Genomic DNA, 13997 nt, shown 5'->3' on the forward strand with positions numbered 1-13997 from the left:
TTAAGTGATGCTTAAGCGTTTCTTTGTAACGGGTACAGACACTTCTGTCGGTAAGACAGTGGCGTCCCGCGCGCTACTCCAGGCGCTGGCTGCCAGCGGTAAAACGGTAGCGGGCTACAAACCTGTGGCTAAAGGCAGCATAGAGACGCCGGAAGGGCTGCGTAATAAAGATGCGCTGGTGTTGCAAAGCGTTTCGACCCTTGAGCTTCCTTACCACGCAGTCAATCCCATCGCCCTGAGCGAAGAAGAGAGTAGCGTAGCGCACAGCTGCCCGATTAATTACACCCTCTTATCGAACGGGCTTGCCGATCTGTGCAACCGCGTCGATCATGTGGTGGTTGAAGGCACCGGCGGCTGGCGCAGCTTGATGAATGATTTACGCCCGCTATCGGAATGGGTAGTGCAGGAGCAGATGGCGGTGGTGATGGTGGTCGGCATTCAGGAAGGCTGTCTTAACCATGCATTGCTGACGGCGCAGGCTATCGCCAGCGACGGGTTGCCGCTGATTGGCTGGGTGGCGAACCGCATCAATCCTGGTCTTGCGCATTATGCCGAAATCATCAATGTTTTGAGCAAAAAACTGCCCGCGCCGCTGGTGGGTGAATTGCCCTATCTGCCGCGTGCGGAACAGCGTAATTTAGCACCCTATATCAATCTGCAAATGGCGACCGGCATGTTAGTGGCCGACCGCGTGCTGGCCTGAAAAATCCCCCTCGCGAGGAGGGGGATTCTGCATTAATCCCCGTTTACCTGGTGCGCACCTGGCGCATATTCCCTAAGCGTAAATAACCCGCAACGTTAGTCTGTGCCATTCACTCTGTACTGCATTGCAACAGAGGATGTAGCCTGCGGTACTGACGATAGTTTAAAGACTTAAAGGTGCCGAAATCATGTGACGTTGTCACTTTTGGCAGTGAAAGACGGTTATTCACGGTGCGGGAATAGGCGCGAAATGAAAGTCAACGCAGGGAAAAGAGCGGAACGTGATGCCACGTTCCGCAGATCAGCGTTAGCGATACAGCGTTTTTTGCGCTACCGGGATAAGCAGCGATGCCTGCCACTGCGCCAGGGTAAGCCGTGCAAGCTGCCCGAGCGCGGTGAAAAAAGGGTGCTGCGCATGGTGACAAAATTCATCTAAAAACCGGTTGCTCCACGGCAGCAGATGCCAGGCCAGCAGCTGCTCGCAGGCGGCATGATTGCCGTGCTCGGCCAGCCATGCGGCCAGCAGCAGCAGTGCGCCGAAGTGATCTTCCGGTTCATTTTGCCCGCTGAGAAAGGCGATGTCGTTTTCACGCATCCACTGGCGCAGGGCCAGCGTCGAGTCGCCGAATACCACGCTCTCCTTATCCAGCCAGACGGAACCCCAGGGTGGCGCAGGCAGCGCATGAGGGCCAATGAGCAGCCGTTGCCAGCCCTCCGTCAGCGGTTCATCGCAGGGTTTCGCAAACTCCTGCGCCAGCGCCAGCAGTGCTTCTGCCGGTAAGGTCCACTGATCCTGCCACTCGCCGCTGCGCAGCGCGGTAATCAGTGGTGCGCAAGGTTCGCTATCCGGGGGATAGTAAAACAGGGCGCCCAATACGCGGGCGGTAAAAATAAAGGTCTCGCGGGTTGCCTCGCTCATACACTCTCCGAACAGCGCGGGTTACCCCGCGCACGGTAATTAACCCGCAACGGCCAGGCCTACGGTCATATGCAAACCGTAAAACAGACCGCGGCCGATCAGTTCACCTGCCGCCACCAGCAGGAACCCGACCAACAGGCTGCTGATTTTCGGCTGGCGACGCATCACCAGCGGGCAGATCCAGCAGCCAAGCCCAAGGGCCAGCAGCAGCAGACGCACCACCTGAAGCTGAGGGTAATCCGGCACCAGCGCCACCGCCTGCTGTAGTGAGCTGTGGATTGTGCCGAGCTGTATACTCTGCAACATTACAACGGCAATGCTTGCTACCAGCGCAACGACGCTAACGGCGGCGAAACGCGAAGCGTGAAAACGCACTCCCGCCACGCGCAACAGCAGCGCCGCCAGCAACGGTCCACCCATTAGCATGGTCAAAAAGAAGGCGGCGGTGGTGTAACCATTATGCCAGGTCGGCACGGTGTCTATCTGGTAGACCCGCGTCATCGCCCAGACAAACAACACCCCAAACACCATGCTGACCAGCAGCCAGAGGCGCGCAATCCCGCTGGGGAGCTTGCCAAGCCAGGCCAACAGCCACCAGAAGCCGCCGACGGCGAAAAAGAGCGAACCGGCGGCGATTTCATTACTCAGTGCCGACGCGCCAATACGGTTCAGGGAGTTGAACGCGCGCAGCGGCGAGCCAAGGTGCATCATCGAGGCGATAAAACCCAAACCCATTAACAGCCAGAGGAAAAACTGGCTGCGGACAATGCGCAGCTGGCCGATTCTGTCGTCTTTGATGTTCATCCAGACGACGCCGCTGACAATCAATCCGCCCGCCACGCACTGGCCGAGCACCGTAAAGAGAACCAGCGGCCATTCATGCCATCCATTTCCCATTTCATATCTCCTGCGGATTTGCCAGATAGCCGGTGGTATCCCCGGTCGGGCGGCTATTGGCGTTGGGTTTGATGACAATGTTCGGCTTCGTAAAGTGCGATGCGGGCAGCGGGGCGATAGCCGAGAGCGTGCCGTGGCGCTTACGCAACTCCTCAATCGGGCCGAAATCCAACGCGCGTAGCGGGCAGGACTCGACGCAAATAGGTTTTTTGCCGTCGGCCACACGATCGTGGCAGCCGTCGCATTTGGTCATATGGCCTTTTGCCGCGTTATATTGCGGCGCGCCGTACGGGCAGGCCATATGGCAATAGCGACAGCCGATGCAGACCTCTTCATTCACCACCACAAATCCATCCTCGCGTTTGTGCATCGCTCCGCTCGGACAGACTTTGGTGCACGCCGGATCTTCACAGTGATTGCAGGAGAGCGAGAGATAATAAGCGAAGACGTTTTGCTGCCAGACGCCGTTATCTTCTTGCCAGCTGCCGCCGGCATATTCATAGACGCGGCGAAAGCTGACGTCGGGGGTTAAATCTTTGTAATCTTTACAGGCCAACTCGCAGGTTTTACACCCGGTGCAGCGTGCGGAATCAATAAAAAATCCATACTGGGTAGTCATCGGCTACTCCTTAAACCTTTTCAATGTCGACCAGATTGGTGTGCTGCGGATTGCCCTTCGCCAGCGGTGAAGGCCGGTGGGTGGTCAGCGTGTTCATGCAGCCACCGTGGTCGACGCGATCGCCCGCCATGTTGGCCTGATGCCAGGCGCCCTGGCCCATAGCGCTGACCCCCGGCATAATGCGCGGCGTCACTTTTGCCGCGATGCGCACCTCGCCGCGGGCGTTAAAGACGCGCACCATATCGCCCTGTTTGATGCCGCGCCGCTCGGCGTCAATCGGGTTGATCCACACTTCCTGGCGGCAAGAGGCTTGCAGCACATCAATATTGCCGTAGCTGGAGTGGGTACGGGCTTTATAGTGAAAACCGAACAGCTGTAGCGGGTAGTGTTCCCGCGCCGGATCGTCCCAGCCTTCAAACGTCGAGGCGTAAATCGGCAGAGGGCTTATCACTTCGTCCTTATCCAGCTCCCAGCTATTGGCAATTTCCGCCAGCTTACTGGAGTAAATTTCGATTTTGCCGGAAGGGGTTTTCAGCGGGTTAGCGACGGGATCGTCGCGGAATTTTTTATAGGCGACAAAATGACCGTTAGGATCTTTGCGCTTATAAATGCCCATCGCTTTCAGTTCGTCATAGGAGGGCAGCTGCGGATCTTTAGCGACCATTTTTGCGTAGAGATACTGCAACCACTGCTGCTGGGTGCGGCCTTCGGTAAATTTCTGGTAGATATCCGGCCCCAGACGACGGGCGATTTCGCTGGTTATCCAGTAGATCGGTTTGCGTTCGAACTTCGGCTCCGTAACGGGCTGGAGGAAAATCAGATAGCCCATATTCCCGGCGTAATCGTTGGGAATAATATCTTCCTGTTCTACGGTCATCAGGTCCGGCAGCAGAATGTCGGCATACATCGCCGAGGAGGTCATAAAGTTCTCAATCACCACGATGGTTTCGCACTTGCTCTCATCTTGCAGAATGTCATGGGTGCGGTTGATATCGCCGTGCTGGTTGGTCAGGGTGTTACCGGCGTAGTTCCAGATAAATTTAATCGGCACATCCAGCTTATCTTTGCCGCGCACGCCGTCGCGTTTAGCGGTCATCTCCGGGCCGCGGGCAATCGCATCGGTCCAGCTAAAGCAGGAGATCGCGGTTTTCACCGGGTTTTCAGGCATCGGCATCCGTTCGATGGTGATCGTATACGTCGATTCGCGCGCACCGCTGTTGCCACCGTTAATACCAACATTGCCCGTCAGGATCGGCAACATGGCAATGGCGCGCGACGTCAGCTCGCCATTGGCCTGGCGCTGGGGTCCCCAGCCCTGGCAGATATAAGCCGGTTTGGCGCTGCCGATTTCTCGCGCCAGCTTAATGATCTTATCGGCGGGAATACCGGTGATATGCGAGGCCCATTGTGGCGTTTTGGCAATACCGTCGTCACCCTGGCCGAGGATCCACGCTTTGTAATGGCCGTTAGCGGGCGCATCGGCGGGCAGGGTTTTTTCGTCGAAGCCCACGCAATATTTATCAAGGAAGGGCTGATCGACGAGGTTTTCAGTAATCAACACCCAGGCCATACCGGCCACCAGTGCGGCGTCGGTGCCCGGGCGAATCGGCACCCATTCATCTTCACGCCCGGCAGCGGTGTCCGTATAGCGCGGATCGATAACGATCATGCGCGCATTTGAGCGTTCTCGCGCCTGTTCCAGATACCAGGTAATGCCGCCGCCGCTCATGCGGGTTTCCGCCGGGTTATTACCGAACATCACCACCAGTTTGCTGTTTTCAATATCCGAGGTGCTATTGCCATCGTTAGAACCGTAGGTGTAAGGCATCGCACAGGAGATTTGTGCCGTGCTGTACGTACCGTACTGGTTAAGAAATCCGCCGTACATCGCCATTAGACGAGCAATAACGGAAGCCGAAGGGGATGAACGGGTAATGTTGCCGCCGACGATGCCGGAAGAGTAGTTGATATACACCGCTTCGTTGCCGTACTTCTGCACCACATTCTTCAGGCTGGTGGCAATCGTATCCAGCGCTTCGTCCCAACTGATGCGCTCAAATTTCCCTTCGCCGCGTTTACCCACGCGTTTCATCGGGTAGTTCAGACGATCCGGATGGTTAATGCGTCGGCGAATAGAGCGTCCGCGCAGGCAGGCTCGCACCTGGTGGTTACCGTAGATGTCGTCACCGGTATTATCGGTTTCCACCCAATAGACTTCGTTATCACGCACATGTAAACGCAGGGCGCAGCGGCTGCCGCAGTTTACCGAACAGGCTCCCCATACCACTTTATCCGCTGCGGGTTGCATCGCTTGCTGTACCGCCGCTGCCGCGCTGCGTAGGCCAAAGGGCAGGGAGAAACTGCCGGCAGCCAACGCTAGAGATCCTAATGCGGTGGATTTCACCAACGTTCGTCGGCTGATCCCTCCCTGGTGTTCCGAATTGGACATCGCTCACTCCATTATATTTAGGATAAATATATTGCCCGGGTAATTAAAAGCGGGCTAATGAAGTGCTAATGGTAATCACAACGGGGTAGGAGAAACTTAAGCACGATCAATATGAGGGTAATCCCCCTGAAATTCAGGGGGATTATACTTATTGCGGATTAGTCCCTTGTTCGCTCTGCTGGGCTGCGCCGCCGTTGCGGCTGTAGAGAATTTTATAGCTGTCATTGACGCAATGACCGACCACCTGCGAGCCTGGCTGGTCGGCCTGATCGTTAGGAACAATGGTGAGGGTAAATCCCGATTCCGGCACGCCATTGTTGATAATGCGCTGCTGAATATCCGTTTTTACGCGTTCGCACGAATCCGGTGCGGCAAATGCCGGCACGGAACCCGCCAGCAGTAACGCACAAAGCCAACGTGAATAATGCATTCTCATCTCCTTCTGTTTTGTCTGCTCTAAGCTTAGCATTTGTGACGCCCGCGCAAGGTAAATCTCTGAAAAATGTGAATAAGCATGATAACGCATTTTTTAAGACTGCATTTATAAGACGGATGCACCGCGTAAGACATTCGCCGCAATGGCTACTTTTATTCCGAATTACGTCTGGTAATGGCCCAGCCTGCGTTTCGTTGATTTACAGGCTCACGAGTACAGGCGAAAGGGGTTCTGTGTGGGCGCTGTTTTTGGCCAGGCCATCGTTATGCGCAATAAGTGATTGCCATAGGTAACAGAGGTTTTGCTAATATAAGCTCATTACAAAAGTATAATGTGGTGAACTGATTGAAAAAGCAGCTATTACTTATCTCCCTGGCGCTGGCACTTGCCGGGTGTGATAAGCCCGAAGGACCGGTTTCCTACACGCCAGAAATGGCAAGTTTCTCGAATGAATTCGATTTCGATCCCCTGCGTGGTCCGGTAAAAGATTTCAGCCAGACGTTGCTTAACGAGAAAGGCGAAGTCACCAAACGCGTGACCGGCACGATGTCGAAAGAGGGCTGTTTCGATACGCTGGAGCTGCACGACCTGGAGAACAATACCGGCGTGTCGCTGGTGCTGGAGGCGAATTACTATCTCGATGCCGAATCGAAAGAGAAGCGCCTGCGTTTACAGGGAAAATGCCAGTTGGCGGAGTTTCCCTCAGCGGGCGTGAGCTGGGATACCGACGATAACGGCTTTATCGTGCGCGCCACGGGTAAAGAGATAGAGGTTAACTACCGCTACGACAGTGAAGGTTATCCCCTCGGAAAAACCACGGCCTCAAAAGATGCCCGGCTGACGGTATCGTCTACCCCTTCGCAAAATAAGCGTAAAAAGCTTGATTACACCGCCGTGAGTACGCTGAATGATAAGCCGCTGGGGAAAGTGAAGCAGACCTGTGAATATGACAGCCACGATAATCCGCTGAGTTGTAACCTGGTGATTGTGGATGAAAGCGTCTCACCGCAGGTCACCCATCAATACAACATCAAAAATACCATCGCCTATTATTGATACCGCCGACCGCCGCGCGTTACTGCGCGGTGGGTTTTAGCAGCGTCGGGCCGCCGGTTTTGTGGGTCTCCAGATATTGCTGCTGGAAAATACACATGCGAATGGTGTTGCGGTACTCGCCGTTAATAAAGAACTCGTGGATCAGTTCGCCTTCAACCTGGAATCCCAGCTTGCGATAGATATGAATCGCCTTTTCGTTCTCTTTATCGACAATCAAATAGAGCTTATAGAGATTCAATACCGTAAAGCCGTAATCCATCGCCAGCTTAGCCGCTCTTGACGCCAGCCCTTTGCCCTGAAAATCCGGCGAAATAATAATTTGAAACTCTGCCCGCCGGTGCACATGGTTGATTTCAACCAGCTCGACCAGACCGGCTTTTTCACCGTCGCACTCCACCACAAACCGGCGCTCGCTCTGATCGTGAATATGCTTGTCATAGAGATCGGAAAGTTCAACAAAGGCCTCGTAAGGCTCTTCAAACCAGTAGCGCATGACGCTGGCGTTGTTATCGAGTTGGTGAACGAAGCGCAGATCCTCACGCTCAAGAGGGCGCAGGCGGACGGAATAAGCGTCACTCATGAAAAATCCTTGTAACCTGAAAGGGCCATGGGCGCTGTTCGCGCCCCGGGCTATTAATGAATGTTCTGACCGGTGCGGCGATCGAGACAGCGCAGGGTGTTGGGTTCCCAGTACGCGTTGACATTGCTGCTTTGCAGGCATTTGTCTTTGGTATCAAAAGCGGCGTCGGCTTTATCCCACTCGGTTTCTTCGCGCCTGTTGATTTTTTTGCGCAGGGAGCGGGTGTCATCCCACTGCTCTTTTTCCATCGTTGCGGCCTGGCGGCTACGGGCATTATCGCCAGATTCAATGATCAGACGGTTGGTTTCGGCCAGTGCGGTAGTGGTATACACGATGGCACCCAACGCCAGCATCGCGGTGAGGCACAGACGTTTGCCAAGTGTGTTAGTCATTACAATATCCTTTAATCGAGTAACAAAGAGGTGCACATAAAACCTATTCTATGCGAACTCTCAAAGCCTGGGTAGCGGGTCTCTACCCAGGTTAGTCTGATAATCAGTTATCATAGTTCAACCTAATGCGAATAAAATTGCGCCTGATGTTGAAAACAACTCTTCTGTTCTTTGCCACCGCGCTGTGTGAAATCCTCGGCTGTTATTTACCATGGTTATGGCTCAAACGCGGTGCGACGCCGCTGTTGCTGCTGCCTGCAGGGCTGGCTCTGATGCTATTCGTCTGGTTATTAACGCTGCATCCGGCGGCGAGCGGTCGCGTGTATGCTGCTTACGGCGGCGTTTATGTCTGTACCGCGTTAATCTGGTTACGGGTGGTTGATGGCGTCAAGCTCAGCTTTTACGACTGGATGGGCGCGGCGATTGCCCTTTGCGGCATGATGATAATCGTTGCCGGATGGGGACGTGCCTAAGTTAAGCGTTAATTTTTTGTGATCGAATACGGTTTTTTCGCTAGTTATACTTGTATGGTAGTAGTTCAGATGGATAAATATCAGCCATCACGTCAACCGTTGCAAGGAACAAAACGATGAAAATTGTTGGAGCTGACGTTTATGTCACCTGTCCGGGTCGCAATTTTGTCACATTAAAAATCACCACCGACGACGGGCTTATCGGGCTGGGTGATGCCACGCTTAACGGCCGCGAACTCTCTGTTGCTTCGTATTTAAAAGATCATCTCTGCCCGCAGCTGATAGGTCGCGATGCGCACCGCATTGAAGATATCTGGCAATTTTTCTACAAAGGGGCTTACTGGCGGCGGGGACCGGTGACGATGTCGGCCATCTCCGCCATCGATACGGCGCTGTGGGATATCAAAGCCAAAGCCGCCAATATGCCGCTTTACCAGCTGCTGGGCGGCGCATCGCGCGATGGCGTGATGGTCTATTGCCACACCACCGGCCAGACCATTGACGACGTGCTGGAAGATTATGCCCGGCATAAAGAGATGGGCTTTAAAGCGATTCGCGTGCAGTGCGGCGTGCCGGGCATGGAAACCACCTACGGGATGGCGAAAGGTAAGGGGCTTGCTTACGAACCGGCGACAAAAGGGCAGTGGCCGGAAGAGCAGCTCTGGTCGACGGAAAAATATCTCGATTTCACCCCCAAACTGTTTGAGGCCGTGCGCAGCAAATTCGGCTTTAACGAACATCTGCTGCACGATATGCACCACCGGCTGACACCAATCGAAGCGGCGCGCTTTGGCAAGAGTATTGAACCTTATCGTCTGTTCTGGATGGAAGATCCCACCGTTGCGGAAAACCAGGCCTGCTTCCGTCTGATTCGCCAGCATACCGTTACGCCGATCGCCGTCGGCGAGGTATTTAACAGTATCTGGGATTGCAAACAACTGATCGAAGAACAGCTGATCGACTATATCCGCACAACAATCACCCACGCAGGCGGTATTAGCGGCATGCGCCGCATCGCTGATTTTGCCTCGCTCTACCAGGTACGCACCGGCTCTCACGGTCCGTCCGATTTGTCGCCGATTTGTCATGCCGCCGCGCTGCATTTCGATCTATGGGTGCCCAATTTCGGCGTGCAGGAATATATGGGTTATTCAGAGCAAATGCTGGAGGTTTTCCCCCATAGCTGGCGCTTTGATAACGGCTATATGCACCCGGGCGACAAACCTGGTCTGGGCATTGAGTTTGATGAAAAGCGGGCGGCGAAATACCCCTACGATCCCGCCTGTCTGCCCGTCGCCCGGCTGGAAGATGGCACCTTATGGAACTGGTAACGGAGAAACGCGAAATGAAAAGTGTGGTGATAGAACAGCCCAATCAGCTAACCCTCGCCGAGCGCCCGGTGCCGCAACCTGCCGCCGGGGAAGTGCGCGTCAAAGTCTCCCTTGCCGGGATCTGCGGTTCCGACAGCCATATCTACCGCGGGCATAACCCGTTTGCCCGCTATCCACGCGTGATTGGTCATGAATTCTTCGGGGTCATTGATGCCCTGGGCGACGGTGTTTCAACCGCCCGGCTGGGTGAGCGTGTGGTTGTCGATCCGGTCATCAGCTGCGGACATTGCTATCCCTGTTCGATTGGCAAACCGAATGTCTGTACCGAACTGGTGGTGCTGGGCGTGCATCGTGACGGCGGCTTTAGTGAATATGCCACGGTTCCGGCGGCTAACGCCTGGCCTGTCCCAGACTCGATTGCCGATAAAGATGCGGTAATGATCGAGCCTTTTACCATTGCGGCGAATGTTACCGGCCAGGTTAGCCCGCAGGCGCATGATATTGCGCTGATCTATGGTGCCGGTCCGATGGGACTAACCACTTTACAGGCGCTGAAAGGGGTGTACGGCGTTAAGCAGGTGATTGTTGCCGACCGCATTGATGAGCGGCTGGCGATGGCCGAGCGCAGCGGTGCGGATTGGGTAATTAACAATAGCCAGCGCCCGTTACAGGAGACGCTGGCAGGAAAGGGGGTAAAACCAACGTTGATCGTCGATGCGGCATGTCATCCGGCAATCTTACAGGAAGCCATTGCGCTGGCGTCACCGGCGGCGCGCATTGTGATAATGGGCTTTTCCAGCGAACCCAGCCAGATAATCCAGCAGGGGATCACCGGCAAAGAGCTATCGATTTTCTCCTCGCGGCTCAATGCCGGGAAATTCCCGCAGGTGATCGACTGGCTGGCGCGCGGGCTGATTAGCCCAGCCCTACTTGTGACACATCAATTTGATTATCAACATGTCACCGATGCGATTGAACTGTTTGAAAAAGATCAGCGGCAGTGCTGTAAGGTCTTATTAACATTCAATTAACTACCACGAAAAATGCGGTTAAGCGGTACGCATACTTCTTTTTTCGAGATAGCCATTATGACGCAAGTAAAAGCAGAAAGAACGACCTCGGATCTGGTTAAAGCGGCGGTATCCGGCTGGCTGGGTACGGCTCTGGAATTTATGGATTTTCAGCTTTACTCACTCGGCGCGGCGCTGGTGTTCCATGAGATTTTCTTCCCGGAACAATCCGCTGCGATGGCGCTGATCCTCGCCATGGGCACCTACGGCGCAGGCTACGTAGCGCGCATTATCGGCGCGTTTTTCTTTGGTAAAATGGGCGACCGTCTGGGGCGTAAAAAAGTCCTGTTTATCACCATTACTATGATGGGCATCTGTACGACGCTCATCGGTTTCTTACCGACCTACGCGCAAATTGGTATTTTCGCGCCGGTGCTACTGGTGACGCTACGTATTATTCAGGGGCTGGGGGCCGGTGCGGAAATATCCGGTGCCGGCACCATGCTCGCGGAGTATGCGCCTAAAGGCAAGCGCGGCATTATCTCTTCGCTGGTGGCGATGGGCACCAACTGCGGCACCCTTAGCGCCACCGCAATCTGGGCGGTGATGTTCTTCGCTCTCGATCGTGAAGCGCTGCTGGACTGGGGCTGGCGCGTACCGTTTATCGCAAGCGTGGTCGTAATGTTGTTCGCCATCTGGCTGCGTATGAATCTGAAAGAGAGTCCGGTGTTCGAGCAGGTTCATGAAGGTGCGCAACCGCCGGCGACGAACGGAAATGAAACGGGCCTCGGCGCGATGTTTCGCAGTAAATCCTTCTGGCTGGCGACCGGGCTGCGGTTTGGCCAGGCGGGAAATTCCGGTTTGATTCAGACCTTTCTTGCCGGGTATCTGGTGCAGACGCTGCTGTTTGAAAAACGCATTCCCACCGATGCACTGATGATAAGTTCGATTATTGGTTTTATTACCATTCCGCTGCTGGGGTGGCTGTCAGACAAGGTGGGTCGCCGTTTGCCCTATATCTGCCTGTGTATTTCGTCGATGATCATCGCGTATCCCATGATAGCGGTAATCGTCGATAAGAGTTACAGCCCCGGCGTTATCATGCTGTCGATTATCGTGATTCATAACGTGGCCGTACTGGGGCTGTTCGCGCTGGAAAATATCACTATGGCGGAGATGTTTGGTTCACGAAACCGCTTTACGCGCATGGCTATCTCAAAAGAGACGGGTGGGCTGGTGGCGGTAGGTTTCGGCCCGGTGCTGGCGGGGATCTTCTGTAATATGACCGGATCCTGGTGGCCTATCGTCGCCATGCTGATTGCCTATTCAGTGATTGGCCTGATCTCGGCGCTGCTGATGCCGGAAGTGCGCGACCGCGATCTGAATATTCTTGAAGATGCCGCAGAAACGCAGGTTAACCGCCAACCGCTGGCCTCCCATCAGACGCCTTAGCCTCACCAGACGGGCCTGGATGGGACGCATAAATACCCGTTGAAGTCACAGTTATTCGACATATTTGGTTACCATTCTAGTTGGTGTAGTCAGCAAATACTGTCGCAAATCATAGTCTGGTTTGCGACAGCCCGTAATCTATTGAACCACTGTTTCACTTAATAAGAAGAGTCCCACCATGGAAAACAGGTTGTTAACGGCGAAAGCCACGTTACCCACTTACGACCGCAGTCAGCTTGCGGTGCGCATTGTGCACCTCGGTTTTGGTGCCTTCCATCGCGCCCATCAGTCGGTGTATGCCGATATTCTCGCGGCCGATCATCATAGTGACTGGGGTTATTGCGAGGTCAATCTGATTGGCGGTGAACAACAAATTGCCGATCTCAAGCAGCAGGATAACCTGTACACGGTGGCGGAAATGTCCGCCGACGCATGGACCGCGCGCGTAGTTGGCGTGGCCCGCCGCGCGTTGCATGCGCAGGTAGATGGTCTGGAAACGGTGCTGGCCGCCATGTGTGAACCGCAGGTGGCGATTGTTTCGCTGACCATTACCGAAAAAGGCTATTGCCACTCACCGGCGACGGGCCAACTGATGCTCGAGCATCCGTTAATTGTCGGCGACCTGCAAAATCCGCAGCAGCCGAAATCGGCGGCAGGCGTGATCGTTGAAGCGCTGGCGCGTCGTAAAGCGGCAGGTTTAGCGCCGTTCAGCGTGATGTCCTGTGACAATATGCCGGAAAACGGCCATGTCACGCGCAATGTGGTCTGCGCTTATGCACGGGCGGTCGATGCGCAACTGGGCGCGTGGATCGAGGCCAACGTGACCTTCCCGTCAACTATGGTGGACCGCATTGTTCCGGCGGTAACGGCGGACACGCTGGATAAAATTGAACAGCTGACCGGCGTTCGCGATCCGGCGGGTGTCGCCTGCGAACCGTTCCGCCAGTGGGTGATAGAAGATAACTTTGTCGCCGGTCGTCCGGCGTGGGAAAAAGCGGGCGCGGAGCTGGTAGCGGATGTGGTGCCGTTTGAAGAGATGAAACTGCGGATGCTCAACGGCAGTCACTCCTTCCTGGCGTATCTCGGCTATCTGGCTGGTTATCAGCATATTAACGAGTGCATGGAGGATGATAATTATCGTCGTGCCGCCCACGGCTTAATGCTGAAAGAACAAGCCCCGACGCTGAAAGTGCAGGGCGTGGATTTGGCGCATTATGCCGATCTGCTGATTGCGCGCTACAGCAACCCGGCGTTGCGCCACCGTACCTGGCAAATCGCCATGGACGGGAGCCAGAAGCTGCCGCAGCGTATGCTGGATTCTGTGCGCTGGCATTTAGCCCATCAAAGTCACTTCTCTCTGCTGGCGCTGGGTATTGCCGGATGGATGCGCTATGTCGGCGGCGTGGACGAACAGGGGCAGGCGATCGAGGTATGCGATCCGCTGCTGGCGGTGATTCAACACGCGGTTAACACCAGCGCAGAAGGCGAAGGGCGTGTGCAGGCACTGCTGGGGATCGAGGCGATTTTCGGTAATGAACTGCCGAAAGAGGCGCGCTTTGTAACTGAAGTGCAAAAAGCCTATTTGACGCTGCTGGAAAAGGGCGCGAAAGCGACGGTGGCGCAGTACGCCGCAGCGCTTTAACCCCGGATAAAACGAAGAATGCCGCGCTGGCGGCATTCT

14 protein-coding genes are annotated in these 13997 nt (G+C 55.0%); 7 read left to right on the plus strand and 7 right to left on the minus strand.

All coding sequences use genetic code 11. The features are described 5' to 3' along the window. Positions 1-7: 7 nt before the first annotated feature. A complete protein-coding gene (gene bioD / locus RW65_RS18700) occupies positions 8-703 on the plus strand; it encodes a dethiobiotin synthase (RefSeq protein ID WP_039058319.1) in 696 nt (231 codons plus the stop codon). Between the two features lie 306 nt (positions 704-1009). Here bioD and dmsD read toward each other — a convergent pair whose 3' ends face one another. The 5 genes from dmsD to RW65_RS18725 all read right to left on the minus strand — a co-directional run bounded on the left by dmsD (position 1010) and on the right by RW65_RS18725 (position 6016). After that, complete coding sequence (gene dmsD, locus RW65_RS18705) at positions 1010-1621, minus strand: Tat proofreading chaperone DmsD (protein ID WP_039058320.1); 612 nt, start codon at positions 1619-1621, stop codon at positions 1010-1012. 39 nt (positions 1622-1660) lie between these two features. Further along, a complete protein-coding gene (locus RW65_RS18710; RefSeq protein WP_039058321.1) occupies positions 1661-2518 on the minus strand; it encodes a DmsC/YnfH family molybdoenzyme membrane anchor subunit in 858 nt (285 codons plus the stop codon). Between the two features lies 1 nt (position 2519). Beyond that, a complete protein-coding gene (locus tag RW65_RS18715) occupies positions 2520-3137 on the minus strand; it encodes a DMSO/selenate family reductase complex B subunit (protein WP_039058322.1) in 618 nt (205 codons plus the stop codon). A gap of 10 nt (positions 3138-3147) precedes the next feature. Beyond that, positions 3148-5586: a selenate/tellurate reductase subunit YnfE gene (gene ynfE, locus RW65_RS18720; RefSeq protein ID WP_039058323.1), complete on the minus strand. Its 2439-nt coding sequence runs from the start codon at positions 5584-5586 to the stop codon at positions 3148-3150. Positions 5587-5734: 148 nt separating this feature from the next. Continuing rightward, the gene (locus tag RW65_RS18725; protein WP_039058324.1) at positions 5735-6016 is read right to left on the minus strand and encodes a DUF1161 domain-containing protein; all 282 of its coding nucleotides are present in this window, start codon (positions 6014-6016) and stop codon (positions 5735-5737) included. Between the two features lie 351 nt (positions 6017-6367). Between RW65_RS18725 and RW65_RS18730 the strand changes: the two genes are divergently transcribed. Continuing rightward, positions 6368-7078 (plus strand): YnfC family lipoprotein, encoded by a 711-nt coding sequence (locus tag RW65_RS18730; RefSeq protein WP_039058325.1) that lies wholly within the window; start codon positions 6368-6370, stop codon positions 7076-7078. Between the two features lie 19 nt (positions 7079-7097). Here RW65_RS18730 and speG read toward each other — a convergent pair whose 3' ends face one another. Continuing rightward, complete coding sequence (speG, locus tag RW65_RS18735) at positions 7098-7658, minus strand: spermidine N1-acetyltransferase (protein ID WP_039058326.1); 561 nt, start codon at positions 7656-7658, stop codon at positions 7098-7100. Positions 7659-7711: 53 nt separating this feature from the next. After that, entirely contained in the window at positions 7712-8050 is a 339-nt protein-coding gene (locus RW65_RS18740) for a DUF1283 family protein (RefSeq protein ID WP_039058327.1), read from the minus strand. 146 nt (positions 8051-8196) lie between these two features. Here RW65_RS18740 and RW65_RS18745 point away from each other — a divergent pair, with 146 nt between their 5' ends. The 5 genes from RW65_RS18745 (at position 8197) to RW65_RS18765 (ending at position 13958) form a co-directional block, all read left to right on the plus strand. Next, on the plus strand, positions 8197-8523 hold the full coding sequence (locus RW65_RS18745; protein ID WP_039058390.1) for a YnfA family protein: 327 nt from the start codon (positions 8197-8199) through the stop codon (positions 8521-8523). A gap of 116 nt (positions 8524-8639) precedes the next feature. Continuing rightward, on the plus strand, positions 8640-9854 hold the full coding sequence (gene manD / locus RW65_RS18750; RefSeq protein WP_039058328.1) for a D-mannonate dehydratase ManD: 1215 nt from the start codon (positions 8640-8642) through the stop codon (positions 9852-9854). 14 nt (positions 9855-9868) lie between these two features. Next, the gene (locus tag RW65_RS18755; protein ID WP_039058391.1) at positions 9869-10885 is read left to right on the plus strand and encodes a Zn-dependent oxidoreductase; all 1017 of its coding nucleotides are present in this window, start codon (positions 9869-9871) and stop codon (positions 10883-10885) included. A 57-nt stretch (positions 10886-10942) separates the two neighbouring features. Beyond that, the gene (locus RW65_RS18760) at positions 10943-12316 is read left to right on the plus strand and encodes an MFS transporter (protein WP_039058392.1); all 1374 of its coding nucleotides are present in this window, start codon (positions 10943-10945) and stop codon (positions 12314-12316) included. 178 nt (positions 12317-12494) lie between these two features. After that, positions 12495-13958 carry a mannitol dehydrogenase family protein gene (locus RW65_RS18765; protein WP_039058330.1) on the plus strand — a complete coding sequence of 488 codons (1464 nt, stop codon included), beginning with the start codon at positions 12495-12497 and terminating at the stop codon, positions 13956-13958. Positions 13959-13997 lie beyond the last annotated feature (39 nt).

Source organism: Enterobacter sp. Bisph1 (assembly GCF_000814905.1).
Taxonomy (GTDB): domain Bacteria; phylum Pseudomonadota; class Gammaproteobacteria; order Enterobacterales; family Enterobacteriaceae; genus Kosakonia.